Raw genomic sequence first — 23,000 nt, 5'->3', positions numbered from 1 at the left:
CATGCAGGGCGACGAGTTTCAGGAAGACACGATCAGCGTGACCGAGCGCATGGCCGCCGAGGCCCTGATCGTGGATGTCGGCGCCTTTGAGGGGCCGCTTGACCTGCTCTTGACCCTGTCGCGGACGCAAAAGGTCGATCTGCGTCAGATCTCGATCCTGGCACTGGCCGAGCAATATCTTGCCTTTGTCGAAAAGGCCAAGCAACTGCGCCTCGAATTGGCCGCCGATTATCTGGTGATGGCGGCCTGGCTCGCCTTCCTGAAATCCCGCCTTCTACTGCCGCCCGATCCGGCGGAAGAGGGGCCAACCGGTGAAGAGCTCGCGGCACATCTCGCCTTCCAACTCGAACGCCTGCAGGCGATGCGTGAGGCCGCCGCGAAACTGATGGCGCGCGACCAGCTGGGGCGTGATTTCTTTGCGCGCGGGATCACCGAAGACGTCCAGCGGGTTCGCAAGGTCACTTACACCGCGACGCTGCTCGACCTGATGCAAGGCTATGCGCGTATCCGCACGCGCGATGATTTCCGCCCCTTCGTGATGGACCGCCAGCATGTCATGACCATGGAACAGGCGCTGGAACGCATGCGCCATCTGATCGGTTTTGCCGGTGACTGGACGGATATTTCCAGCTATCTGCCCGATGGCTGGAATGTGGATCCGCAGCGCGTCCGCTCAACCACGGCAGCGACCTTTGCCGCGTCGTTGGAACTGGCCAAGGAAGGCAAGATCGAAATCCGGCAGGGCGAGACCTTCGCGCCCATTCAGATCCGCAAGAAAGCCCCGAAAGATGAGTAAGCCCGAAAACGACAGCCTGTTCGAGGCCCCGCCCATGGGAGAGCAGGAAAGGATGGTTGAGGCCATTCTTTTCGCCACGGCTGATCCCGTCAGCATCACGGAACTTGTCGGGCGCATGCCCCATGGCTGCGACCCGGCAGAGGCGATTGTGCATTTGCGCAAACGCTATGAGGGCAGGGGGGTGAACGTGGTGAAGGTGGGCGATGCCTGGGCCATCCGCACCGCCCCCGATCTGGGCTTTCTGATGCAAAAGGAAACGGTCGAGACCCGCAAGCTCAGCCGCGCAGCCATCGAAACGCTGGCCATCATCGCCTATCACCAGCCTGTCACCCGCGCCGAGATCGAGGAAATCCGCGGCGTCAGCGTCAGCCGCGGGACGATTGATCAGCTGATCGAGATGGAATGGATCCGCTTCGGGCGCCGCAAGATGACGCCGGGCCGCCCCGTGACATTCGTTGTCACGCAAGGATTTCTTGATCATTTCGGCCTAGAGAATGCGCGTGATCTGCCGGGTCTCAAGGAATTGCGCGCCGCGGGGCTTTTGGAAAACCGACCGCCGCCTGGCGCGGCGACGCTCGCCGATGGCGAAGATGCGGATGACGACGATAATCAGGCCGAGATGTTTGAAGAATGATAGCGACCGACTATCTATAAAGTTATCGCAGTAAGGGTCGTGCCATGAATATGAACCAGCTTCTGAATATGGTCATTCGTATGGTCATGCGGCGCGGTATCAACGCAGGCATGAACCGCGGTGTTAAGATGATGGGGCGTCGCGGTCAGCCATCTGCCAACGCAAAGCAGGACGCGCCGACATCGCCGTGGCAATCGCGTGACGATAGCCGCAATGGGTCCGAGCGCTAAGCCGTTAAAGATACGTTTGTGATAGCGGAACTCGGCAAAAAATGACGTCGCAAATAAAGAGATTTTCCTGGGCGCGGCCTAAGGCATTCTCGATAGCGTTGCGCGATGGCAGCTTTGCCTTAGCACAAAGTCTACATTCCCCCTACATCGCGTTTTTCGATTTGTTTTCACAGGACAACCGCTGGGATGGCTGTCTGCTCAGCGCTGAACGGCTGATGTATATCAACCCCGTAACGCGGCAGTTTCTGCGCCGCGCCACCCTTTATCCAGTACAGGAGGTGGCGCCAATCGCACCGCCACTTCCTAGCCGGTGGATCCATCAAAGCCCGCGTGCACAGACGGTCATGGTCTTCGGTGATACCGATGATGCGATGGATATCATGACGTTCGGTGCAGATGGTGCGACTCTGGTTGAGAAGGACATTCTCAGGGGCGGTCCCGGCAAGCATCCAAGCGGCATCTATGACCGAGTGGTGATTGAAACCATCGCGGACGAAGACGATGCAACGATTGACGGGCACGAACTGATGTCAGTTGCTGTCTATCCAAACGTGAATGAACGATTGCTGCTGAACAAACTGATGGGGCACCGGCGTGATCCGATGAAGGATTTGCAGTTTAACAAGCCGATCCCGACTAACTATCTGACGTTCATGAAGATCATCAGTGGCAAGCATCGATTAAGTGATTTGGGCTACTAAGAGTTTTAGCGGGGGCGCGGCGAGGACTTGAAGTGTTTAGAGAGTTTCAAACCCTGCCCCTGATAGTTCGATTTGATCTCACGCCCGTAAAGCGCCTCTGGCAGCGCAGCCATGTTCTCATAGACCAACCGGCCCACGACCTGCCCATGTTCCAGCACAAACGGGGCTTCGTGGCAGCGCACCTCCAAAACACCGCGTGAGCCGGCACCACCCGCAGCGGCGTATCCAAAACCGGGGTCAAAGAAGCCCGCATAATGGACACGGAATTCGCCGACCATCGCCAGATAGGGAGCCATTTCGGCGGCCTGCATGGGTGGGATCACAATCGCCTCGCGGCTGACGAGGATGTAGAACGCGCCGGGGTCGAGGATGATCCAGCCGTCATCGGTATGGACAGGCTCCCAGAACTCTGCCGGGTCGTAGTGGTTCAGTTTCGACAGATCGATGACGCCGGTATGCGGCTTCGCACGGTATCCGACAAGGTTGCCGTCTTCCGGGCGCAGATCGACGGAAAAGCCCAAACCGTCTGAGATCACCGGATCGCCCGAGACGATGGGGCTTTCGGCGTGCAAGGCGCGCAGGGCGTCATCGGACATGAACGTTTTGCCCTGGCGAAAGATGATCTGATTCAGCATCTGGCCCGTCTGGGCCACGACGGAAAAAGAGCGCGGGCAGATTTCCACGTAAAGCGGGCCCTGGTAGCCCTCTGGCACGCGGTCGAATTCAATCCCGTGATCGGTGATGATGCGGGTCAAAAGATCCAACCGTCCGATGGAGGATTTGGCGCTGGCTGCGGCGGTCATGCCGTTGGGAAGATTGAGGTTTTCCATCAGCGGGACGACATAGACGCACCCCTTTTCCAGCACCGCGCCCTTGGTCAGATCAATCGAATGCATCTGGAAATCAGCCAACCGGGCGGCAACAGTGCGCGACCGGCCTGCAAGAAACGACGCGCGCACCCGGTAAGCCACGTCCCCCAATCGCAGATCGAGCGACGCGGGTTGGATTTGCGCGGGGGTGATCTCTTCCTGCGCTGAGATCGCGCCATCTGCGATCATCGCTTTGATCTGGTGATCGGCCTGCACGCCGCTTTTCATCATCAACCGCCCCCTCCAGACAGCACAACGCCCGCTGCGCAGACGCACAAGCGGGCGGTTATTATTGGTCGGGCTAGCAGGACTTGAACCTGCGACCTTCCGTCCCCCAGACGGACGCGCTACCAGGCTGCGCCATAGCCCGACTGCAGGCCTTCATAACGATATTGGGTGAAGGAGCAAGCCCGAAAAGCATCGCTTGGCTCAGGCGTTTTGCATGCCGTCACGCAAGGCTTCGAGCCGCGCAAGAAGCGGCGCGATGGCGGCCGCTTGTTCCTTGATCGCCGCCGCGTCGATTGAAATCTGCCCCACCAGACGTCCAGGAATGTCGGGCAAATCGGACGGCAAATCGGGCAAATCGATCTGGAGGGCAGGTGGCGGTGTCTCGTCCACAAACGGGAAAGCATCCTGAACCGGCGCAGCGGGTAACGGCTTCGGTGCCGCTTTGACAGGCGCAGGTTTCGGTGCCGGTTTGGGCGCAAGCTTGATCTCGGGCGTCGGGTCGGTCATCGACTGGCCCAATCCGGCCACGTATTTCACACCCTTTTCGCGCAACAGCTTCTGCGTACCTTTGATGGTCAACCCATCTTCGTGCAAAAGCTGCTTGATCCCACCCAGTAGATCCATGTCCGTGGGGCGATAATAACGGCGTCCGCCAGCCCCCTTGACCGGCTTGATCTGGCTGAACTTGCTTTCCCAAAAGCGCAGGACATGGGTGGGGGTATCCAACCACTCCGCGACCTCACTGATCGTGCGAAAGGCGTCCTTGGCCTTGGCCATCGATCAGCGCTTGTTGCCCGCTGCCACGCGATCTTTCATCAGATGCGAGGGGCGAAAGGTCAGCACGCGGCGGGGGTGAATAGGAACCTCCTCCCCCGTCTTGGGGTTGCGGCCGATCCGGGCGGCTTTCTCACGGACAGAGAAGGTGCCGAAGGACGAGATTTTGACCGTCTCGCCACGCACGAGCGAGTCCGACACATGGTTCAGCACACTTTCAACGAGATCCGCGCTGTCGTTTCGAGAGAGGCCAACCTGGCTGTGAACCGCGTCCGCAAGGTCCATACGTGTCAGTGTTTTATCGGCCATCATCAATCCCCTGTGTTTTATTGGACGAGCATAGGCTCGCCGGAAATTCAGAGTCAATAACAATGGCTTGGCATTCGGCCTTGACAGTCGCTTTCTGCCTACCAGCGCAGAACGACGGCGCCCCAGGCCAGCCCGCCACCGATGGCCTCGGTCACAATCAGATCGCCTTTTTTGATCTGACCGTTGGCGACGCCGACCGAAAGGGCCAGGGGAATCGACGCGGCCGATGTGTTGCCGTGGTCCTGAACAGTGACGACAACGCGGTCCATGCCCACACCCAGTTTCTTGGCGGTGGACTGTATAATGCGGATGTTGGCCTGATGCGGCACGACCCAATCCACGTCATCAGCGCCCAGTCCAACTTTTTCGAGGGCGGTATCGGCGGTCTGGGCGAGTTTTTCGACCGCATGGCGGAAGACCTCTTTGCCTTCCATACGCAACATGCCGGTATTCTGGGTAGCAACCCCGCCATCGACATAAAGCAGGTCTTTGTAGCGCCCGTCAGAGTTTAGATCGATAGAGAGAATGCCACGATCGGTATTGTCGCCACGGCCATCCGCGACCCCCAGCACCAAGGCACCCGCACCGTCGCCAAAAAGCACGCATGTGCTGCGGTCGGTCCAGTCCATGATCCGGCTGAAAGTCTCGGCCCCGATCACAAGAACATTGTCCGCTTGACCTGATGCAATCAGCGCATTCGCGTTCGCCAAAGCATAGACAAAACCGGCGCAAACCGCTTGGACATCAAAGGCATAGCCGGTGGTGTTGCCAATGGCGTGTTGCACCATCGTCGCCGCTGACGGGAAGGTCATATCCGCTGTGGATGTGGCCAAAACGATGGCATCCACCTCAGAGCCTTCCAGACCGGCCATATCGAGTGCCGCCCGCGCGGCGTGGGTTGCAAGCTGCGAAGTGGTTTCACCCGGTGCTGCCAGATGGCGCCGCTCAATCCCCGAGCGCGCTTTGATCCATTCGTCAGTTGTATCGAGCGTTTTTTCGAACTCGGCGTTGGGAACAATGCGCTCAGGCAGGTAATGCCCGACCCCTTTCACCACTGCACGACGTACCATGTTGATTTGCCTGTTTAGGTATCGAGATCATCTGTCTCAATTTCTTGACCTGCATCTTGGGCAAGTGATGCTGCAGATGCAACCCGCGCCGCCAGTTTATCCGAGAAACCGCTCTGCGCGAGGCGGTAGGCTAGATGCAGCGCCGCCGCCACCCCTGTTTCGTCGGCAGAGCCATGGCTTTTGATCACAGTTTGATTGAGTCCAAGAAAGACACCACCATTGACGCGCCTTGGGTCGATCCGCTTACGCAGGCGTTTCAATGAACCGCGCGCCAGCACCGCTGCAATGACGGAAAGCGGTGTTTTCATGAAGGCCGCGCGCAAGAGTTCCGCAATCAGCGTGGCAGTGCCTTCACCGGTCTTCAGCGCCACATTGCCGGTGAAACCATCGGTTACAATCACGTCGATCTTATCCGACGGCAAATCGCCGCCTTCGATGAAACCGACATAATCGAACTCACCCTTTTCCGCAGCATCTGCAATGAGTTCGTGGGCAACCTTCAACTCGGCCCGGCCCTTATGCTCTTCGGTGCCGACGTTCAAAAGGCCGATGCGTGGGCGGGCGATGTCCAGACCGTTGCGGGCATAAGAGGCCCCCATCAACGCATAGGTGAGCAGGTCGTCTTGATCGGCGCGAATGTCGGCCCCGGCATCAAGCATCACGTTGAAACCTGCCGGATTGCGCGAGGGCCAGAGGCAGGCAATGGCGGGCCGGTTCACACCCTCGGCCTTGCGCAGCCGCAACATCGACATGGCCATCAGTGCGCCGGTATTGCCGCAACTGACACAAACAGCGGCCTCGCCGTTGCGCACCGCCTCAATCGCCGACCACATAGAGGTTTTCTTGCCGTGCCGCAGCGCCTGGCTGGGCTTGTCGGTCATCTCGACAACGTCTTTGGCGTTGGAGATTGTGACGCGCTCGGCGATCTTGTGCTTTTCGACGAGCCGCTTCAGCTCTTTTTTGGGGCCATGCAGGACCGCGCGCGCCTCTGTCGCCTTGCCCATAAACTTCGCAAGGCCTGCAACAACAATTGCAGGCCCCTGATCGCCACCCATGGCGTCGACGGAAAGCACATTGCTTGCAGCATGCCCGGATTGCGGCGCTGCGTCCGTCTGGGCTTGTGTCATGCTGCTGCGCCTCTGGCTGGCGGTTTATGCCGCGTCGTCTTCGAGGTCGATTTCGTTCGTGTCGGCGATCACTTCACGCGATGCGTAGTGGCCGCAAGAGGGGCACACGTGATGTGGGCGCTTCAATTCACCACAATTGTCGCATTCAACAGCATTCGCGCCGGTCAGCGCATGATGTGAACGCCGGTTGTTGCGGCGCGATTTGGATACTTTGTTCTGCTGGACAGCCATGTCTCAACCCTATGATAGTAGGGCGTCGCGCCCTGATTTCCGTGCATCTGGCCGGGTCCTACGCCATTGCGGCAGCCCTGTCGAGACGCGATGTAAAAGAGGCCGCGAACATACTGCGATTCCGCATTTGTGCAAGCCTTTTTCCACGCGCACGTTGAGCGGCTTATTTGCCTTTCTTTTCAAGCTCTTCGCGTAAGGCACCAAGGGCGGCAAACGGTTTTGCCGCCTCATCCGTCATCGGTGTGACGCCGGGTTCGGCAAAAACGGTCTCGTCCAGTTGCGCACCTTCACTGCGCGGATAATCGGGGAGGGCGAGCGCCAAGGCCTCGATCATCACCGCATTCAGGTCAAGAATAGCCGGCAGCGGCTCGATCGTATCATCTTCGGGCATTTCGCTTTCGCCGCCATCAGGTTCGACCCAATCCGCGACGTAGTTGCGGGTCACCTCCACATCAATCCGTGTCGTTACCGGGTCAAGCGTGGTCACGCATGGCTGCACGACAGTTGCGCCCAGCGTGCTGTCAAGTGCCCAGTCGCAGGCGCCTGCGGGGGTCAATTGACCGGCAAAGCGCAATTTCCTGATTTGCGTGATCCCAAGTTCGTCGGCGATCCCCGCACGCTCTTCTGCGGTGGGCACAAGCGCAAAGTCGGTGGCCCGCCGGTTGGGCAGATCCGCCAAACGCAAGTGTGAAGGGGGCAGGGCGGTCACGGGTGCTTCCATTCTTGAACAGGGTCAGGTCGTGCTGTAGGGGGGATAAAAGCCCAAAGATGCCAAAGCAAGAGGCCCGCGATGATCCGCCATTTCCCGCTTTCCCCCAGCCTGCGTATGCTGGGTCTTGTGCTGGGCGTTGCCGCAGCCGCTGGCTGCACGCGGATGGAGCGGTTTCACGGCTTTGCCCCATCCGACGCGGATCTGGCATCGGTTCAGGTCGGTCAGACCACCAAGGATGCGGTCCTGGCCAGTTTTGGCCCGCCCATCTCTGACGGAACGCTCGACAATAATGCAGTCTACTACGTTTCGAGCAGGTTTGAGTTTTTTGGCCCATTCGCGCCGGAGGAGACAGATCGGCAGGTGGTTGCGATCCGCTTTGACGGAAACGATGTGGTGCGTGACGTCGGGCGGTACACTTTGCAAGACGGGCAGGTTGTGTCGCTGGATCGGCGTGTGACCGAGGACGGGATCAACGACGTGACGCTGCTGGGCCAGCTTTTGCGGTCCTTCGGACGTTTCAACGCAGCGACCATTCTGGGCGAAGAACCTCAGGACTTCTAGTCGCTAGGCCACTGGTCCAAGGGTCGTTGGCTCGGCTCACGTAACAATTGATACACTATTGATGCATTTGAGAATTGCCGCTATGGTCTCCCTGTTCTCAGGGCGGGGCGGAATTCCCCACCGGCGGTATGGGGCCATCAGCCCCAAGCCCGCGAGCGCCTTTGGCATGCCAAAGGGTCAGCAGATCAGGTGAGAAGCCTGAGCCGACGGTCATAGTCCGGATGAAAGAGAGCGGGTTGAACGGGCTTTGCGCCCGGTCTGTCCTGTTTGCCTTGGGTCATACGCAAGGAAGAAAGGACAGATGCGATGATCCAGATGGAAATGAAAAGAGGGGTCGTGATCGGCCCCATTTATTTTGTGACCGCCGGGGCGCTGTTTGCCGGTGCAAATACGGCGGTGCAGGGGGCGGGGATGCTTTATGGCGTGCCGTCGCCCACGATTGCCTTTTGGCAATATGCCTTGGCTGCGCTGGCCGCCTTGCCGCTGGTTTGGCACGCACCGTGGCGGACGGGACGACCGGGCCTGCATATCCTGCGGGTGGTTCTGGCCGCGATTGGCGTGCAATTCTGGGTGGCGGGGCTCGCCCATGTGCCGATCTGGCAGGCGGTTGCCTTGATCCTGACCTCACCGCTATTCGTGACCTTGGGTGCGGGTCTGTTTCTGCGGGAACGGCTGACATGGTCGCGTGTCCTGGCCGTTTTGCTGGGTGGCTTTGGCGGGGTGCTGATCCTCGCTCCCTGGGAAGAGGCGTTCAGCTGGGCCGCATTGCTGCCCGTTGGGGCGGCGGCGTTCTGGGCGGGTTCGTCGCTTGTGACAAAGCTTCTCACTCGGACCGAGGATGCAGGTACGCTGACGCTCGCCTTGCTTGTGTTGCTAGTGCCGGTCAACGGGTTTGCAGCGTTGGGGTCCGGGTTTGCCGTGACGGTAGAGGCGCTGTGGCTGGTGGCCTTGTCAGGGCTCTTGATCGCGGGTGCGCAGTATCTGCTGGTGAAGGCCTACGTGGTAGCCGACGCCGCTTACCTGCAACCTTTCGATCACCTAAAGCTGCCGCTCAACGTGCTGTTGGGGCTGGTGTTTTTCGGCTTTGCCCCACCGGGGCTGATGTGGGTCGGCGCAGCCGTGATACTGGTTGCCGGGGCATGGGTGATGCGGGAGGAAGTGTGAGTTTCGCACCTTGCCGAATACCGATGCGGAGACTACGCAACACTAGACTTGCAAGGAAAGGAAGCCGCATGCGTCTATCAGGTCGGTATTGGATTGCCTTTATGATCTCTGTAGGTATTGCGGGGACAGCTGTGGTTGCTGATGAGATAGCTGCGGACGCGGTCAACGCGTCTTTTCTCGACTTCACATTGCTGGATAGCCACCCGGCTTGCGATCTGCCTGGTGGAACGGCATATCAGGTTTCATTTACAGCAGATGATCTCGAGTTCTTTCTGAGAACAAGGGATGCGCACAATGTCACGGTCGTATCCAACGATCAGCTGAGCGCACCCGAACTTTGTTACTTCAGAGAACGGCGCGGCGTCGACGTGGTGAGCATTCCGGTGGCCTGCGACGGCGATAGGCGTCCTGTCGATCCATTTGCCATGCTCAGCGCTGGTGACGTCTCACTTTCGATTGCGGCAGATGCGACACTCTGCCTTTCGCTGGAGGGCTTTGAGGTGTTGGATGGAACATGGACTGCGCATATGCAATCCGGTTCGCAGCGCGAGACGCACGAAGGTAATTTCCTGATACCAGCCCAAGAAAGCTGTGACGAACCGGTCCGGGTAACTGGCGCATATGCGACCTTGCATTTTGCCGTCTCGGGCATGTGGGGCCATCCGGGCGAACGCACGGGCTGGGGTGTTTTCGACAACTACGAAAGGCCGCGTGCTGCATCCGTGCTTCAGTTCGCACTATCAGGTTTGCCGTTTCGATCTCCGAATTCAGAAGGGGCTGGTTTTTCCGCAGGTACGCGGGCGTTTTTCTTTCCTATGTTTGAGGGAGAGGCGCGATGTCCCGACGGGGTGTGCCATGTGCCAGAGCGGTTCAACCGCATCGCGCCATACGCTGTCCCAACGATCTGTCCCGGATAAACACGACAACGCACCTTACTCAGGTACTTTTTCATTCTCTGGCTCAAACGTCAGCGCCACACCGTTGATGCAATAGCGCAGCCCGGTAGGCTGCGGGCCATCAGGAAAGACATGCCCCAGATGCGCGTCGCAGCGGTTGCAGTGGACCTCGGTCCGCTTCATGAAAAAGCTGCGGTCGATGCTTTCGCCGACAATCTCGGTATCGATGGGCTGATAGAATGACGGCCAGCCGGTGCCGCTTTCGAACTTATGGGCTTGATCAAAGACCGGCGCGTTGCAGCAGACGCATTTATAGCTGCCGGGTCCTTTGGGAAAGTCCTCATGCGTGCCTGCCCGCTCGGTCCCGTGTTTGCGGGTGACCTTATAGGCCAGATCGCTGAGCTGTTCGCGCCACTCTGCATCCGATTTGACGATCTTTTCCATCGGTTTCATCTTCCTTTTGCCTTGCTTGCGCTTAACTTAGGCCCCACGGATCGGTTCGCCAAGGTGAGGCCATATGACAATTGCGTTGCGCAAAGGCGCCTATGTGGTGCGTCTGGCCGATGGGCCTGCCGATATGGCGGCCTGCCAGCAGATGCGGCATGTCTGCTTTTGCGGCGGCACGGGCGTGGATGCGGATCGGTTTGATCATCTCTCGCATCACATCATGGTCGAGGATCTTGGCGGAAGCCTCACGGCTACCCTGCGCGTCGCGATCTGGCCCGACGGTCGCGCCATGCTTGGCGGCTATGCCGCGCAGTTTTATGATCTGTCGCGTTTGGCAGCAGCGCGCGGCCCATTTGCCGAGATCGGGCGGTTCTGCATCGACCCCGCCGTGCGGGATGCTGACGTCTTGCGCGTGATCTGGGGGGCGTTGGCCCGGATCGTGGACGCCGAAGATGTCCGCTATCTGATTGGGTGCACGAGCTTTGCGGGGCTTGATCCCGCGCCTTATCAAGCCGCCTTGGCTCTTCTTGGCAGGCGGCATGTGGCGCCTGGGCATTTGCGCCCGGCGCTGAAAGCGGGTGAGGTTACGCATTTCGCAACGGGTCCAAGCGACATGAAAAGCGCTCTGCGCCAGATGCCCGCCCTTTTGCGAAGTTATCTGATGATGGGTGGCTGGGTCAGTGACCATGCGGTGGTCGACCGTGACCTGCAGACGCTTCACGTCTTCACTTGCGTGCCCGTCGCCACCATTCCTGCGGCGCGCGCAAAGGCGCTGCGCGCTGTCGCTGGTTGACCCTTTCGGCATGCCGCACTAGCAGGCGGGCATGGCACGTGCACCGTTACTCCAACTCTCCGATATCGCGCTGACCTTTGGCGGCGATCCCGTATTTTCTGACCTATCGCTTGTGGTGCAGCCTGGTGACCGCGTGGCACTGGTCGGGCGCAACGGGTCGGGCAAATCGACACTGATGAAGGTGATGGCAGGGCTGGTCGAGGCCGATAGCGGCGCGCGGGTTTTGTCACCCGGTGTGACAGCGGGCTACATGGAGCAGGAGCCGACGATGGCGGGCTGTGCCACGCTGGGCGATTACGCTGCGAGCGGACTGGGGCCGGAAGAGGCCTATAAGGTCGAGATGGTGGCCGAGGGGCTGAAGTTTGATCCGGCGGGCGATGTGGCAACAGCCTCGGGTGGAGAGCGGCGGCGGGCGGCTTTGGCGAAACTGATGGCCGAAGCGCCCGAACTGATGCTGCTGGATGAGCCGACGAACCATTTGGATATCGAGGCGATTGCCTGGCTGGAAAATGAGTTAAAACAGACCCGGGCAGCCTTTGTTCTGATTTCCCACGACAGGGCATTTTTGCGCGCCTTGACCCGTGCCACTCTCTGGATTGATCGTGGACAGGTGCGGCGGGCCGAGCAGGGTTTTGACCGTTTCGAGGAATGGCGCGACAAGATCTGGGAGGAAGAGGATCAACAGCGCCACAAGCTCAACCGCAAGATCAAGGCGGAGGCGCGGTGGGCCGTCGAGGGGATCAGTGCAAGGCGCAAGCGCAATCAGGGCCGTGTTCGCGCCTTGCAGGAACTGCGGGCCGAGCGTGCCGCGCAGATCAAACGACAGGGCACTGCCGCGATGGCGTTTGATGGTGGGCCGGTTTCGGGGCGCAAGGTGATTGAGGCGGCAGGGCTTGCGAAGTCATTTGAGGGCAAACCCATCGTGAAAGGTTTTGACCTGACCGTACAGCGCGGCGACCGCGTGGCCTTTGTCGGCCCCAATGGTGTTGGAAAAACCACACTGATCAAGATGTTATTAGGGCAAGTTGAACCTGACGCCGGGCGGGTAAAACTGGGAACCAATCTCGAGATTGCGGTGTTCGATCAGACCCGCGCGGCACTCAACCCCGACATGTCGCTTTGGGAAAACCTTGCCAACGATCCGGAATTCGGCGTCTCGGGTAAATCTGATCAGATCATGGTGCGCGGCGCGCCAAAGCATGTGGTCGGTTATCTCAAGGAGTTCCTTTTTGACGAGGCACAGGCCCGCGCGCCTGTCCGCTCATTGTCGGGTGGCGAGAAGGCCAGGCTTTTGCTTGCGCGACTGATGGCGCGTGAAAGCAATCTTCTGGTCCTTGACGAGCCGACGAACGACCTGGATGTCGAAACGCTCGACCTCTTGCAGGATATTCTGGGTGAATATGATGGGACCGTTCTGCTGGTCAGCCACGACCGTGATTTTCTAGATCGGGTTGCCACCACGACCGTGGCGATGGAGGGCACTGGGCAGGCCGTTGTCTACGCCGGTGGTTGGACGGATTATCAAATGCAGCGTGGAGCGGATCCCGCTGGCGCGGCTGGGCCCTCCAAATCGGCGCCGAAAAAGGAAAAGCCGGTTGCGCCGAAACAAGTGGCTTCGGGTCTCTCCTTCACCGAAAAGCATCGTCTTGAGGAATTGCCGGCGGTGATTGACCGCCTGACAGCAGAGATCGCAAAGCTGGAGACACTGCTTTCCGACCCCGACCTTTTCACACGCGAACCTGTAAAGTTTCAAAAGGCGACCGAAGCACTGGTTGAGAGGCAACAGGCGCTTTCGTCGGCCGAGGATGAGTGGCTTTTGCTCGAAGAGAAGGCGGGTTAGCGGACATAACTCTCCAAGGTATGGAGGATCCTTGCCTCGGGCTACTTGGGGGGGAACGATAGCGACAGGTCCTTACGGCGTAGGCGCATGCGCTTCCGCGCGCGACATGGGATGTGAACGATACTTGGCGCGCCAAAAATGCAGAGCAGCCATCAGTACGAGAACGAGCAGTGCGAAACCCGTTAGCAGCGCGCCGGCCCATTCGCTCCAATGATAACGCAATTGCAAGGTAATAGGCTCGCCATCAAAACCAGCTGATGGTGGCAGGATGTCGACTGTGCCAAAGTCAAGGTTTGCAACGATTTCGAGGGCGGTGCCATCTGCTGCTTCGGCGCGCCACAGAAACCAATGCTGTACGGGCGCAAGCACCCGCTCCGCTTCAGGATTTGGGCGTAAGTTCACCCATCGGTCGTCGATACCATAGTCACTATACGTCGTCTGACGAGCAACTTGATGCGCGCGCGCAATCCGGTTGAATGCCACCTCATTGATATCTGCAACGTCGATACCAGCCTGCAGGGTGGCCCGTATCTCTGCCGTGGCTGCGAAACGCGCCTGCGACAGATACTCTGATGGTGCGTATCCTTTATCATAGGCATTCGTCTGGCCCGGCAAGTCGCCCGCCACGACGCTATGATAGATCATGGTGCCGGTAACGGCGATTACTGCAACAAGAGGCGTGATGACCCAAGGTTTGAGCGCGTTATTGCTGACACTTGCAACAATGGCCGCCGCCGCCAACGCGGTCGCAAGATCGGTAAAAACCATGAAACGCCACGGAAACTGAACTTTTTGGATGATCCAATGCTCCCACAGGAAAGTGGACAGGGTGGTGTTCATGAAAAGTGTAAGCAGAACGGGTAAGACGATGATGGTGCGTAGGGCACCACGCGTTCTGAATGCAGCGATGCCGCATATTACCGCCCCAAACACAAAGGCCACGACTTTGTATAGAGACGTTTCAGGATCAACGGGATTGGGCCCGCCTCCGAATAGCCAGTTTGTCTGTGGGCCGAACAACCAATTTGTGGCTGTGAAATACGGGCTATAGAGTAACTCTGTCGAGACGTGCGGCAGTAACGCCAGCGCCGGAAGCCAGTAAAATGCACCAAGCAGAACGCCAAGCGTGCTCCACATGACGTAGTGGCCAAACAGGCGAAGCCGCGCCTCCGGCGGCGTGCTAAAGTGAAAGACGTTCGCCAGCGCCAACAGCCCAAAGACATGTGCGGCCAACAGCGCCGTCGGCAGATGACACAATACTGTTCCCAGCACACCGAAAACGATCGCGCCTCCGCCGCGCTGTTGGTTGCGCAACTGATCCATCCCAAGCGCGATGAAGGGGAGGAATGCATAGGCCGCATACTCGGCCGCTGCCTGACGAAAAATCCAGTCAACCCACAGGTGATAGGGCAACAGTGCGTACAGGATTGCCCCAACCGCTGACGGTGCTTGTCCAAAAAACCTGCGGCAAAGCAGATAGACGCCCCAACTTCCCAGCAGCGACAGGCCGGCTATCGTCGCAACAAAAGGTGTCTCAGCCAAGCAGCCAGGGCAAAGCGGAACAGCGACAGCAGATGTCAGCCAAAAGGGTAGGGGGCCCTGAAAGAAAAAATCAAATCCGCCTATTCCACCATTCAGCGTTGGCAGAAACCTCGGCAGCATTGCGCCCGCCTGAAAAGCCTCTGAATAGCCGACGAGCCAGGCGTAGTTGAACCGCGTACTGTGGCTCGATGGCAGCCCAGCGTAGATCATGAACGCCACGTAGGCCGCCGCTAGAGCTGCGCAAAAGAGGATGATCCGCATTGACGACCCTTGGCACCCGGTATCACATTTCCTTAGTGTTAGCTTGTCAGGCTGGCAACATCTACTGCGCGCTATGAGACGGGTAAGCCTCAACCTCAGGGCATCCTGAGCGCCCCATCCAGGCGGATCGTGGTGCCGTTCAGGTACTCACATTCCACGATAAAGCGGGCGAGGGCTGCGAATTCGGATGGATCGCCCAATCTTCGGGGATAGGTCACATCGGCCGCTAGTCCATCCATAACCTCTTGTCCTAACCCTTCGAGCATTGGTGTGCGGAAGATACCTGGCGCGATTGCCATCACGCGAATCCCGTTGCGGGCGAGGTCGCGCGCCATGGGTAAAGACAGGCCGGCGATGCCCGCCTTGGAGGCTGCATAGGCCGCCTGGCCCTTTTGCCCGTCGAAGGCCGCGATTGAGGCCGTGTTGATGATGACGCTGCCCTGGTCCATCTTAGCCGCCGCGAGCCGGGCGATGTTAAAACTGCCCACAAGGTTGATGTCGATGGTCCGCTGAAAGCTGTCGAGGGCGTGCGGCCCCTCGCGACCCAGCGTCTTCTCTGTCGTCGCGATGCCTGCGCAATTGATCACGGTATTTGGGCCGCCCATCTCGTTAGACGCTTTGTCCAGCGCCTTCGCAACGCTGCCCTCATCCGTGACATCGACCTCATAAAATGCAGCGCCAATTTCTGCCGCATATGCGGCCCCGCTAGCGTTTTGATCGAAGATCGTCACGGTTGCGCCTGCAGTGACCAGACCTTGCGCCGTCGCGGCGCCGAGCCCTGATGCGCCGCCTGTGACAATGGCACGGGATTGCGTGATATCCATGTTACCTCTCTCGTTGTTTGTAGCGTGCCTGAGCACCGGCGTGCACGCAAGAGCCGGGCAATGGAGCCGTTCGTTGCGTAACGAAGGTGGGTTCGTACGGCACATCTCGCTTGCGGCGGCTGATCGATCGAAATGAATGTGCAGGCATCGGCAATGTTCGAGCTAGGCTTGATGGGAGGAACAGCCGGTCGTCGGCAGAAAGGTCCTGATTGGCGCTGTTGAAGAAGCGGGTAGGCCCACCGCCGTATCCCATCCTTTGCCCGGGGGTGAGTTCCACCAGGGTGACCTACACGCGCAAATCCTGGTTTACCTTGTCGTCCAGGACGCACTTCAGGACGTATCACCTGCGGTCTTTTCGGCTTCCTTGATCTCGGTCCAAAGGGCGTCCATTTCCGCGAGGCTGCTTTCAGCCGGTGTCTTGCCTCGTGCTGCAAGTGCGTCTTCGATGGCGGCGAACCGGCGCTCCACCTTCGCATTTGTCCTACGCAATGCGGCCTCGGGGTCCACGTCAAGATGACGGGCGAGATTGGCGAGCACGAACAAGAGGTCGCCAAATTCGCTTTCAACGTCATCCGGCGTCAAGTGGTCGCGCGCCTCGACCAGTTCCTGCGCCTCTTCCACGATCTTATCAAGCACGCTTTCAGTACGCTCCCAGTCAAAGCCGACTCGTGCCATGCGCTTTTGGAGTTTGACGGCACGGGTCATGCCGGGCAGGCCGATAGCAACCCCGTCAAGCGTCCGCTTTTGAGCCTTTCCGGCGCGCTCGGCGGCCTTGATCTGCTCCCAATCGGCGACTTGTTGGGCGGCAGATTTGTCCCGGCTCTCATCGCCGAAGACATGCGGGTGGCGGGCAACCATCTTGTCGCTGATGGCCTTGACCACAGTGTCGAAAGTAAAATGGCCAGCCTCGGCGCCCATTTGCGTGTGATAGACCGTCTGCAGCAAAAGATCGCCGAGCTCACCCTCAAGTTCGGCCCAGTCGTTGCGACCAATCGCATCGGCGACCTCGTAGGCCTCCTCAATCGTGTAGGGGGCGATGCTGTTGAAATCCTGCTCGATATCCCAGGGACAGCCCGTATCTGGGTCCCGCAAGCGGCGCATGATTTCAAGAAGGCGCCGCATACCGCCGTCAGGATCATTGATTAGCTGGTCGTCTGCCATAGCGGCCCTCATTGTTTGGGGGGACGCTATCCAAACAAAAAAGCCGCGCCAAGAGGCACGGCTTCTCCGATTTAACTGCGCTCACCTAGAACTTCAGAGCGGCGCGAATGGAAATTGAGTCAAGATCGACATCCACCTCAGGATCTTCGTCGTCGAATGTTGTACGCCTTGTAAGGTACTCCGCGCTAATGATGGCGTTGTTGCCTAGGTCAAAGTCAGCACCAACGCCAAAGTTCAAGCCATTGGCGTTTTCATCGCCGTCGCTAAGGCGTGAAAAACCTGCAACTGCATAAAAAAGCAGGTTGTCAACAGCGAAACCAGCGCGGCCTTTCAGATCAAGAATGCTAAAGTCGTCACTGATCGTCTCACCACCGACTTCAGCTTCAACGTCACTGGCCTGAGAAAGCGCCAGTTCGCCACCAAATACGAAATCGCCGTTCTGGACGTTGATGCCACCGAAAATGCCGACACTCGTTGTGTCATCTGCATCAGAGGTAACCTCTACCCCCGCAAGTTCTGTAGAGACTTCTGTGTTGAAGTTGCTACCCAAGGTAAGCCCCGCATATGCGCCGTTCCAGTCAGCCAACGCATGTGTTGGCAGGGCGGTGGCGAGTGCCAGCAAAACTGTTTTGAACCGATAAGTCATTGGCCATTCTCCAGAAGTGACTTTGTTGATGTTCCCCCTTCGGATATCGTCTGGCGCACCAAATGCACCATGGCCCGGTACTATTGGTTTTGCGGGTGTTGCCGCTACGTCACATTTCAAGCTGGATGCTCGGCGCTTTTCCGCCTTGTTCAGACCGCACCGCAGAGTGCGGTCCGAGGTTTTCTCGCCTGACTAGAAGCGGAATGCGGCACGAAAGGAAAAGGTGTCGGCAGTCACATCCGTGTCCACCTCGTCCTCAAAGACAACGCGGCGCGCGAGGTATTCAGCGCCAAGCGTGATTTGTTCGCTGACTTGGTAATCGGCCCCAATGCCGAAGTTGAAACCCTCGGCGGTGTCGTCCTGGTCATCTGCCACATCTCCGCCAGAGATATTGATTTGCGACAGACCGGCCGTGCCGTAGACAAGCGCATCACCAAGATCGTAGCCAGCCCGCGCTTTCAGATCGATCAAGGTAAAATCAGCAACAGATGTTTCTCCGTCTTGATTGGTGGCTTCGAAGTCATCTGCCGCCGAAATCGCAAGTTCGCCGCCAAATACCAGATCACCGCGCTGGACCTGATATCCGCCGAAGATACCAAGGATTGTATCCACTTCGATTTCGGCTGAGAGCTCTTGCCCTTCGAATTCGGCAGTAGCTTCACCTTCAGCGAGAAAGCCAAGCGAGCCGCCCACATAGCCACCTGTCCAGTCCGCTAGGGTCATCGTTGACGACAGGCTGAGCATCGTGAGAGCGCAGATTGCCGTTTCCAGTGTTATTGTACGCATACGCTATTCCTCATTGCATGATTGAGCGCACCTGAATGGTCGCTCTTACGAGGCATACGCGTCGCCTTGCACATCTATTCTGTGCATCGACCATAAAGACCGATGTGGCAAAAAAGGCCGCGCCAAGTGGCGCGGCCCCGTGGTCCTCCACAGGTAAGGAGTGCTAGAACCTCACGCTGGCGCGAAGGTTGATGGTGTTCGCTCGGAAATCAACATCGTCATCGACGACCAAGTCATTGATTTCGTATTCGCCATTGAGATCGCGGAACATGAACTCAGCGCCCACAGTGAAGTTGTGACTGACCTTAATGTCTGCACCAAAGCCAAAGCCAAGGCCGGACGCAACAACGTCTTCGGCGGAGGTGGAAACCGCAATAGCAGAGCGGCTAATGACGCCATAGCCAAGGACATTCCCGAAGTCGTAGCCTAAGCGGGCTTTCAGATCTCCCTCGCCGTATGCGACATCAACAATTGCATCTTCCAACTCGATGTCGTCAGCAGCGGCATAGGCAAATTCTCCGCCAAAAACGAAACGACCGTTTTGCGACTGATATCCTATAAAGAAGCCAAATGGCATCGCTTCTTCGATCTCTTGGACAGTGCCAGAGCTGAGTTCCAGTTCTCCTTCTGTGACATTTCCAACCGAGGCACCAAAATAGAAGCCGCTCCAGTCGGCGGAGGAGGCGGTCGGCAACAGCGTCGCGCCGACAATCGCGAGTGATTTGAAGAGTGACATTGTAAATCCTTACTAATTTCATCTTGTGAGTGCTTGTTAATTCTGCCGCTGCAACTGAAACAGCGTTCAAACGTGGCAATTTTGAGATGTGTCGGGTGGGTCACACATTCGGTTTGCGTGTCCCATGCAATCCGCTTGCCACCTCGTCCGTCGCACGGCATCATTCAGAAAAACACTCCCTGCGGTAAGCCTGCAAAAATGCGGAACAAACGATGCCAGTCATCAACCGAATAGCTGATTTTGCCACCGATATGACAGCCTGGCGGCAGCATCTCCACGCCCATCCTGAACTGCGCTTTGAATGCTTCGAGACAGCGGCGTTTGTCGTCAATCAGCTACGCGACTTTGGTGTTGATGAGATCCATGAGGGTATAGCGACATCGGGCGTTGTCGCGATCATCGAAGGGTGCGCTGCAGGCCCTACAATCGGGCTGCGTGCGGATATGGATGCGCTTCCGATTGAAGAGACGACCGGGCTTCCCTATGCGTCGACAATCAAGGGCAAGATGCATGCCTGTGGGCATGATGGTCATACCACGATGCTTCTGGGTGCTGCGAAGTACCTTGCAGAAACACGGAACTTCGCAGGCCGCGTTGCGCTGATTTTTCAACCGGCAGAGGAAAACGGCGGCGGTGCGGAAGTGATGGTTAATGAAGGTGTGATGGATCGCTTTGGCATCAAAGAAGTCTACGCGCTCCACAACACACCGGGCGCGCCGTTGGGAAGTTTCCATACCACGCCCGGACCTATCATGGCGGCGGTCGATACGTTTGACATCCATATCAAAGGGCGCGGCGGGCATGGCGCGATGCCGCATGAGACGGCTGACCCCATTGTGGCTGCTGTGGGCATCGTCAACGCGATCCAGACCATCGTCAGCCGCAACCACGCGACACATGATGATCTGGTTGTGTCCGTCACGCAGATCCACACCGGATCTGCTGACAATATCATCCCCGAAACAGCCTATATCAACGGGACCGTGCGCAGCTTTGATTCTGCAGTGCAGGGGATGGTGATGGCACGCTTGGATGAAATCGTCGCGGGCCATGCCGCCGCCTACCGGGTTCAGGCCGATCTGACCTATCAGGTCGGGTATCCGGCAACGGTGAATGATCCTGATTGCACGACTTTTGCCGCCTCTGTCGCCCGCGACATTGCGGCGGATGTGGTGGATGATGCGGGCCGGGAAATGGGGGCTGAGGATTTTGCCTACATGCTCAATGCGCGTCCGGGCGCCTACCTTTTTGTCGGCAATGGTGACACGGCGGGATTGCATCATCCGGCCTACGATTTTGATGACAGGGCGGCGCCATTCGGGGCATCTTTCTTTGCGCGTCTGGTTGAGAAGGCTTTGCCCGTTGCCTGACCTCATTTGCCGTCGTGATTGGTCCAAAAAGGGATGGCGCAATGACGCTTGATAAGGCTCGGGAGGAGGTTGACGCCGCGATCACGCGGAAAGACCCGCGTGGGCTGGCGTTCGAGAACGCCTTTGGCGGTGCAACGTCTTTTCTGCGTCGGACCTACACGAAAGACCTCACGGGGTTTGATCTGGCCGTCACCGGTGTGCCTTTCGACCAGGCCGTCACCCACCGGCCCGGCACGCGGTTCGGGCCACGTGCCATCCGCGAGGCCTCGACCTTGCAGACCTTCGACCCACCCTACGGCTGGGACGGCTTTGATCCGTTGAGCGCATTTGCGATCGCTGATTATGGCGATCTATCCTTCGACTATGCGGATGTTGGCAGCGTACCGCGGCTTTTGCAGGCGCATATTGCAGGCATTCTGGGACAAGGCTGCGGGACGATCACGCTCGGCGGCGACCATTTCATCACGCTGCCGATCCTGCGCGCCTATGCCGAAAAGTACGGGCCATTATCCGTGATCCAGTTTGATGCACATTCGGACCTTTGGCCCGATGATAACATGGATCGCATCGACCATGGCACGATGATGTATAAGGCGGTGAAGCTGGGCGTCGTCGATGTCAGCCGCTCAGTCCAGATCGGCATTCGGACCGAGTGTCCGGACTATCTGGGCATCCAGTACGTCGACGCGCGGACCTGCCATGAATTGGGCAGTTCTTATGTCGTGGACCGCGTGAAGGCGATTGTGGGGGGCAATCCGACCTATCTGACTTTCGACATCGACGCGCTGGACCCGGCTTTCGCGCCGGGTACCGGCACGCCCGTTTGGGGTGGGTTGGCAAGCTGGCAGGCGGCGGCGATGCTGCGTGATCTCGCGGGGATCAACATGGTCGGTGGCGACGTGGTTGAGGTCTCGCCGCCCTATGACACGACGGGTGCGACGGCCATTGCGGGCGCGCATTTGGCGATGGAGCTTTGCTGCCTTGCGCTCTGGAACAAAAGGAAAAAGTGATGCCGAACATGCCCATTTCCGGTAATGATCTGGCGCGCTTTTCGGGGCCGCAAACCTTTATGCGCTTGCCAGAGGCTGTATCGCCCGAAGGGTTGGATGTGGGCTTTATTGGCATCCCGATGGATATTGGCACGTCCTGGCGCTCCGGTACGCGGATGGGGCCAAAGCAGTTGCGCGAGCAATCGGCGATGATCCGGCCATACAATATTCAGACGGGTGCTGCACCCTTTGACGCTTTGCAATGCGCCGATCTGGGCGATGTGGCGATCAATACGTTTTCGCTGAGCGGCAGTATTCGCGTAATTACAGAGGCTTATGCGACACATCTAAAGCATGATTTTGTGCCGATGACCCTCGGTGGCGACCATACGCTGACCCTCCCTGTCCTGCGTGCCGTCGCGGCAAAACATGGCCCGCTGGCGCTTGTCCATGTGGACGCCCACGCGGATGTGAATGATGAGATGTTTGGTGAGCGGGAGACCCATGGCACCGTGTTCCGGCGCGCTTACGAGGAGGGGATCATCACCGCCGACAAGGTCTTTCAGATCGGTCTGCGCGGCACGGGCTACACGGCGGATGACTTTACCGAAGCGGCGGGATGGGGCTTCAATCAATTCCTCGCACCCGATTTGTGGCACAAGTCTCTGACGCCCTTGGCGGCTGATATCAAAGCAAAAATCGGCGATCAGCCGTGTTACGTCACCTATGATATCGACAGCCTTGACCCTGCTTTCGCTCCCGGAACCGGCACGCCAGAGATTGGCGGTCTGACCACGCCACAAGCGATGGAACTGATCCGGGGCCTGCGGGGGCTGAACATCGTCGGCTGCGATCTGGTGGAGGTTTCACCGCCTTACGATCCATCCGGCAATACGGCCCTCACGGGGGCGAACCTGATGTTCGAGATGTTATCGATCTTGCCGGGCGTGCCGTATCGTTAACGGTCTTCCAGATAATCGGCTGAGACATAGCCCGTGACCGATGGACTGTCGGCCAAGGACACCTCACACCAACGCTGCCCCACCTCTGTCACGCATTGGCGCCTGTTCAACACTGTGCCGTCCGGCAGGCCCATGATGATGTTGAAGCCCAGGCTGGGGCCCGAACGGAGCTTGAGCAGATCATCTCCGGCGCCGGTCACAACAACCTGATTTGTGCCGATGGGAGTGCAACCTGCCGCCGCAGCAAGAGCCAAGAAAGTGCAAAGAAGAGCGCGCGCCATGTATCACCTTTTTCTCCTGCGTAGCGCGGCATGTGCGCAAAGCCCAGCCCGGAATGGTTT

The 23,000-nt window shown here is 58.5% G+C and carries 27 protein-coding genes, 1 tRNA gene and 1 riboswitch; of the genes, 12 read left to right on the top strand and 16 right to left on the bottom strand.

The features are described 5' to 3' along the window. Window position 1 precedes the first annotated feature (1 nt). From SLH47_RS07220 to SLH47_RS07205, 4 genes are all read left to right on the top strand, one after another. Entirely contained in the window at window positions 2-796 is a 795-nt protein-coding gene (locus SLH47_RS07220) for a ScpA family protein (protein WP_320238796.1), read from the top strand. Beyond that, a complete protein-coding gene (gene scpB, locus SLH47_RS07215; RefSeq protein WP_320238795.1) occupies window positions 789-1,430 on the top strand; it encodes an SMC-Scp complex subunit ScpB in 642 nt (213 codons plus the stop codon). Before SLH47_RS07220 ends, scpB begins: the two co-directional genes overlap by 8 nt. A 44-nt stretch (window positions 1,431-1,474) precedes the next feature. Beyond that, window positions 1,475-1,660: a hypothetical protein gene (locus SLH47_RS07210; protein ID WP_320238794.1), complete on the top strand. Its 186-nt coding sequence runs from the start codon at window positions 1,475-1,477 to the stop codon at window positions 1,658-1,660. 98 nt (window positions 1,661-1,758) lie between these two features. Next, complete coding sequence (locus tag SLH47_RS07205) at window positions 1,759-2,361, top strand: hypothetical protein (RefSeq protein WP_320238793.1); 603 nt, start codon at window positions 1,759-1,761, stop codon at window positions 2,359-2,361. Window positions 2,362-2,366: 5 nt separating this feature from the next. On the opposite strand, the gene SLH47_RS07200 is transcribed toward SLH47_RS07205, so the two are convergent. From SLH47_RS07200 to SLH47_RS07165, 8 genes are all read right to left on the bottom strand, one after another. Further along, window positions 2,367-3,458 carry a 2'-deoxycytidine 5'-triphosphate deaminase gene (locus SLH47_RS07200; protein WP_320239086.1) on the bottom strand — a complete coding sequence of 364 codons (1,092 nt, stop codon included), beginning with the start codon at window positions 3,456-3,458 and terminating at the stop codon, window positions 2,367-2,369. 65 nt (window positions 3,459-3,523) lie between these two features. Then, window positions 3,524-3,600, bottom strand: a tRNA-Pro gene (locus tag SLH47_RS07195). A 59-nt stretch (window positions 3,601-3,659) separates the two neighbouring features. After that, on the bottom strand, window positions 3,660-4,235 hold the full coding sequence (locus SLH47_RS07190; protein ID WP_320238792.1) for a MerR family transcriptional regulator: 576 nt from the start codon (window positions 4,233-4,235) through the stop codon (window positions 3,660-3,662). A gap of 3 nt (window positions 4,236-4,238) precedes the next feature. After that, window positions 4,239-4,541, bottom strand: a complete 303-nt coding sequence (ihfA, locus tag SLH47_RS07185) for an integration host factor subunit alpha (protein ID WP_320238791.1) — start codon at window positions 4,539-4,541, stop codon at window positions 4,239-4,241. A 98-nt stretch (window positions 4,542-4,639) separates the two neighbouring features. Beyond that, window positions 4,640-5,611 (bottom strand): beta-ketoacyl-ACP synthase III, encoded by a 972-nt coding sequence (locus SLH47_RS07180; RefSeq protein WP_320238790.1) that lies wholly within the window; start codon window positions 5,609-5,611, stop codon window positions 4,640-4,642. 14 nt (window positions 5,612-5,625) lie between these two features. Beyond that, complete coding sequence (gene plsX, locus SLH47_RS07175) at window positions 5,626-6,738, bottom strand: phosphate acyltransferase PlsX (RefSeq protein WP_320238789.1); 1,113 nt, start codon at window positions 6,736-6,738, stop codon at window positions 5,626-5,628. A 24-nt stretch (window positions 6,739-6,762) separates the two neighbouring features. Beyond that, on the bottom strand, window positions 6,763-6,969 hold the full coding sequence (gene rpmF / locus SLH47_RS07170; protein ID WP_320238788.1) for a 50S ribosomal protein L32: 207 nt from the start codon (window positions 6,967-6,969) through the stop codon (window positions 6,763-6,765). 163 nt (window positions 6,970-7,132) lie between these two features. Then, window positions 7,133-7,690 carry a DUF177 domain-containing protein gene (locus tag SLH47_RS07165; protein WP_320238787.1) on the bottom strand — a complete coding sequence of 186 codons (558 nt, stop codon included), beginning with the start codon at window positions 7,688-7,690 and terminating at the stop codon, window positions 7,133-7,135. 69 nt (window positions 7,691-7,759) lie between these two features. Here SLH47_RS07165 and SLH47_RS07160 point away from each other — a divergent pair, with 69 nt between their 5' ends. The 3 genes from SLH47_RS07160 (at window position 7,760) to SLH47_RS07150 (ending at window position 10,323) form a co-directional block, all read left to right on the top strand. Then, window positions 7,760-8,242 carry an outer membrane protein assembly factor BamE gene (locus tag SLH47_RS07160; protein WP_320238786.1) on the top strand — a complete coding sequence of 161 codons (483 nt, stop codon included), beginning with the start codon at window positions 7,760-7,762 and terminating at the stop codon, window positions 8,240-8,242. 89 nt (window positions 8,243-8,331) lie between these two features. Then, a riboswitch (FMN riboswitch) is annotated at window positions 8,332-8,479 on the top strand. Window positions 8,480-8,548: 69 nt separating this feature from the next. Further along, complete coding sequence (locus SLH47_RS07155) at window positions 8,549-9,406, top strand: DMT family transporter (protein ID WP_320238785.1); 858 nt, start codon at window positions 8,549-8,551, stop codon at window positions 9,404-9,406. 68 nt (window positions 9,407-9,474) lie between these two features. Further along, window positions 9,475-10,323, top strand: coding sequence for a hypothetical protein (locus tag SLH47_RS07150; RefSeq protein WP_320238784.1), 849 nt, complete (start codon window positions 9,475-9,477; stop codon window positions 10,321-10,323). A gap of 15 nt (window positions 10,324-10,338) precedes the next feature. Here the strand turns inward: SLH47_RS07150 and msrB are convergent, their stop codons facing one another. Further along, window positions 10,339-10,746 (bottom strand): peptide-methionine (R)-S-oxide reductase MsrB, encoded by a 408-nt coding sequence (msrB, locus tag SLH47_RS07145; RefSeq protein ID WP_320239085.1) that lies wholly within the window; start codon window positions 10,744-10,746, stop codon window positions 10,339-10,341. A 73-nt stretch (window positions 10,747-10,819) separates the two neighbouring features. On the opposite strand from msrB, the gene SLH47_RS07140 reads away from it, so the two are divergent. Together SLH47_RS07140 and SLH47_RS07135 are read left to right on the top strand one after the other, a co-directional pair. Further along, window positions 10,820-11,542, top strand: a complete 723-nt coding sequence (locus SLH47_RS07140) for a GNAT family N-acetyltransferase (RefSeq protein ID WP_320238783.1) — start codon at window positions 10,820-10,822, stop codon at window positions 11,540-11,542. 31 nt (window positions 11,543-11,573) lie between these two features. Then, the gene (locus SLH47_RS07135) at window positions 11,574-13,382 is read left to right on the top strand and encodes an ABC-F family ATP-binding cassette domain-containing protein (RefSeq protein ID WP_320238782.1); all 1,809 of its coding nucleotides are present in this window, start codon (window positions 11,574-11,576) and stop codon (window positions 13,380-13,382) included. 72 nt (window positions 13,383-13,454) lie between these two features. Here the strand turns inward: SLH47_RS07135 and SLH47_RS07130 are convergent, their stop codons facing one another. The 6 genes from SLH47_RS07130 to SLH47_RS07105 all read right to left on the bottom strand — a co-directional run bounded on the left by SLH47_RS07130 (window position 13,455) and on the right by SLH47_RS07105 (window position 19,338). Beyond that, the gene (locus SLH47_RS07130; RefSeq protein ID WP_320238781.1) at window positions 13,455-15,185 is read right to left on the bottom strand and encodes a hypothetical protein; all 1,731 of its coding nucleotides are present in this window, start codon (window positions 15,183-15,185) and stop codon (window positions 13,455-13,457) included. 95 nt (window positions 15,186-15,280) lie between these two features. After that, window positions 15,281-16,009, bottom strand: coding sequence for an SDR family oxidoreductase (locus SLH47_RS07125; protein ID WP_320238780.1), 729 nt, complete (start codon window positions 16,007-16,009; stop codon window positions 15,281-15,283). Between the two features lie 330 nt (window positions 16,010-16,339). Further along, on the bottom strand, window positions 16,340-17,170 hold the full coding sequence (gene mazG, locus SLH47_RS07120) for a nucleoside triphosphate pyrophosphohydrolase (RefSeq protein WP_320238779.1): 831 nt from the start codon (window positions 17,168-17,170) through the stop codon (window positions 16,340-16,342). 85 nt (window positions 17,171-17,255) lie between these two features. Next, window positions 17,256-17,792 (bottom strand): outer membrane protein, encoded by a 537-nt coding sequence (locus SLH47_RS07115; RefSeq protein ID WP_320238778.1) that lies wholly within the window; start codon window positions 17,790-17,792, stop codon window positions 17,256-17,258. A 216-nt stretch (window positions 17,793-18,008) separates the two neighbouring features. Further along, on the bottom strand, window positions 18,009-18,602 hold the full coding sequence (locus SLH47_RS07110) for a porin family protein (protein WP_320238777.1): 594 nt from the start codon (window positions 18,600-18,602) through the stop codon (window positions 18,009-18,011). Window positions 18,603-18,765: 163 nt separating this feature from the next. Continuing rightward, window positions 18,766-19,338 carry an outer membrane protein gene (locus SLH47_RS07105; protein ID WP_320238776.1) on the bottom strand — a complete coding sequence of 191 codons (573 nt, stop codon included), beginning with the start codon at window positions 19,336-19,338 and terminating at the stop codon, window positions 18,766-18,768. Window positions 19,339-19,550: 212 nt separating this feature from the next. On the opposite strand from SLH47_RS07105, the gene SLH47_RS07100 reads away from it, so the two are divergent. From SLH47_RS07100 to speB (SLH47_RS07090), 3 genes are read left to right on the top strand one after another with little or no spacing between them, the layout of a single operon-like run. Beyond that, window positions 19,551-20,708 carry a M20 aminoacylase family protein gene (locus SLH47_RS07100; protein WP_320238775.1) on the top strand — a complete coding sequence of 386 codons (1,158 nt, stop codon included), beginning with the start codon at window positions 19,551-19,553 and terminating at the stop codon, window positions 20,706-20,708. Between the two features lie 41 nt (window positions 20,709-20,749). Continuing rightward, the gene (speB, locus tag SLH47_RS07095) at window positions 20,750-21,718 is read left to right on the top strand and encodes an agmatinase (protein WP_320238774.1); all 969 of its coding nucleotides are present in this window, start codon (window positions 20,750-20,752) and stop codon (window positions 21,716-21,718) included. Next, on the top strand, window positions 21,718-22,659 hold the full coding sequence (speB, locus tag SLH47_RS07090) for an agmatinase (RefSeq protein WP_320238773.1): 942 nt from the start codon (window positions 21,718-21,720) through the stop codon (window positions 22,657-22,659). Before speB (SLH47_RS07095) ends, speB (SLH47_RS07090) begins: the two co-directional genes overlap by 1 nt. Here speB (SLH47_RS07090) and SLH47_RS07085 read toward each other — a convergent pair. Further along, window positions 22,656-22,940 (bottom strand): SH3 domain-containing protein, encoded by a 285-nt coding sequence (locus SLH47_RS07085; protein ID WP_320238772.1) that lies wholly within the window; start codon window positions 22,938-22,940, stop codon window positions 22,656-22,658. The two genes, speB (SLH47_RS07090) and SLH47_RS07085, sit on opposite strands and share 4 nt — an antisense overlap. Window positions 22,941-23,000: the final 60 nt, after the last annotated feature.

This window comes from Cognatiyoonia sp. IB215182 (assembly GCF_033963905.1).
In the GTDB taxonomy this organism is placed as follows: Bacteria; Pseudomonadota; Alphaproteobacteria; order Rhodobacterales; family Rhodobacteraceae; genus Yoonia.
Note: the sequence above shows the minus strand (reverse complement) of the source record. Positions and strands in the feature narration are given on the sequence as shown.

Coding starts and splice junctions, on each gene's coding strand:
- SLH47_RS07220 (WP_320238796.1), top strand. CDS start 2: ATGCAGGGCGACGAGTTTCAGGAAGACACGATCAGCGTGACCGAGCGC.
- scpB (WP_320238795.1), top strand. CDS start 789: ATGAGTAAGCCCGAAAACGACAGCCTGTTCGAGGCCCCGCCCATGGGA.
- SLH47_RS07210 (WP_320238794.1), top strand. CDS start 1,475: ATGAATATGAACCAGCTTCTGAATATGGTCATTCGTATGGTCATGCGG.
- SLH47_RS07200 (WP_320239086.1), bottom strand. CDS start 3,458: ATGAAAAGCGGCGTGCAGGCCGATCACCAGATCAAAGCGATGATCGCA.
- SLH47_RS07190 (WP_320238792.1), bottom strand. CDS start 4,235: ATGGCCAAGGCCAAGGACGCCTTTCGCACGATCAGTGAGGTCGCGGAG.
- ihfA (WP_320238791.1), bottom strand. CDS start 4,541: ATGGCCGATAAAACACTGACACGTATGGACCTTGCGGACGCGGTTCAC.
- SLH47_RS07180 (WP_320238790.1), bottom strand. CDS start 5,611: ATGGTACGTCGTGCAGTGGTGAAAGGGGTCGGGCATTACCTGCCTGAG.
- plsX (WP_320238789.1), bottom strand. CDS start 6,738: ATGACACAAGCCCAGACGGACGCAGCGCCGCAATCCGGGCATGCTGCA.
- rpmF (WP_320238788.1), bottom strand. CDS start 6,969: ATGGCTGTCCAGCAGAACAAAGTATCCAAATCGCGCCGCAACAACCGG.
- SLH47_RS07165 (WP_320238787.1), bottom strand. CDS start 7,690: ATGGAAGCACCCGTGACCGCCCTGCCCCCTTCACACTTGCGTTTGGCG.
- SLH47_RS07160 (WP_320238786.1), top strand. CDS start 7,760: ATGATCCGCCATTTCCCGCTTTCCCCCAGCCTGCGTATGCTGGGTCTT.
- SLH47_RS07155 (WP_320238785.1), top strand. CDS start 8,549: ATGATCCAGATGGAAATGAAAAGAGGGGTCGTGATCGGCCCCATTTAT.
- SLH47_RS07150 (WP_320238784.1), top strand. CDS start 9,475: ATGCGTCTATCAGGTCGGTATTGGATTGCCTTTATGATCTCTGTAGGT.
- msrB (WP_320239085.1), bottom strand. CDS start 10,746: ATGGAAAAGATCGTCAAATCGGATGCAGAGTGGCGCGAACAGCTCAGC.
- SLH47_RS07140 (WP_320238783.1), top strand. CDS start 10,820: ATGACAATTGCGTTGCGCAAAGGCGCCTATGTGGTGCGTCTGGCCGAT.
- SLH47_RS07135 (WP_320238782.1), top strand. CDS start 11,574: ATGGCACGTGCACCGTTACTCCAACTCTCCGATATCGCGCTGACCTTT.
- SLH47_RS07130 (WP_320238781.1), bottom strand. CDS start 15,185: ATGCGGATCATCCTCTTTTGCGCAGCTCTAGCGGCGGCCTACGTGGCG.
- SLH47_RS07125 (WP_320238780.1), bottom strand. CDS start 16,009: ATGGATATCACGCAATCCCGTGCCATTGTCACAGGCGGCGCATCAGGG.
- mazG (WP_320238779.1), bottom strand. CDS start 17,170: ATGGCAGACGACCAGCTAATCAATGATCCTGACGGCGGTATGCGGCGC.
- SLH47_RS07110 (WP_320238777.1), bottom strand. CDS start 18,602: ATGCGTACAATAACACTGGAAACGGCAATCTGCGCTCTCACGATGCTC.
- SLH47_RS07105 (WP_320238776.1), bottom strand. CDS start 19,338: ATGTCACTCTTCAAATCACTCGCGATTGTCGGCGCGACGCTGTTGCCG.
- SLH47_RS07100 (WP_320238775.1), top strand. CDS start 19,551: ATGCCAGTCATCAACCGAATAGCTGATTTTGCCACCGATATGACAGCC.
- speB (WP_320238774.1), top strand. CDS start 20,750: ATGACGCTTGATAAGGCTCGGGAGGAGGTTGACGCCGCGATCACGCGG.
- speB (WP_320238773.1), top strand. CDS start 21,718: ATGCCGAACATGCCCATTTCCGGTAATGATCTGGCGCGCTTTTCGGGG.
- SLH47_RS07085 (WP_320238772.1), bottom strand. CDS start 22,940: ATGGCGCGCGCTCTTCTTTGCACTTTCTTGGCTCTTGCTGCGGCGGCA.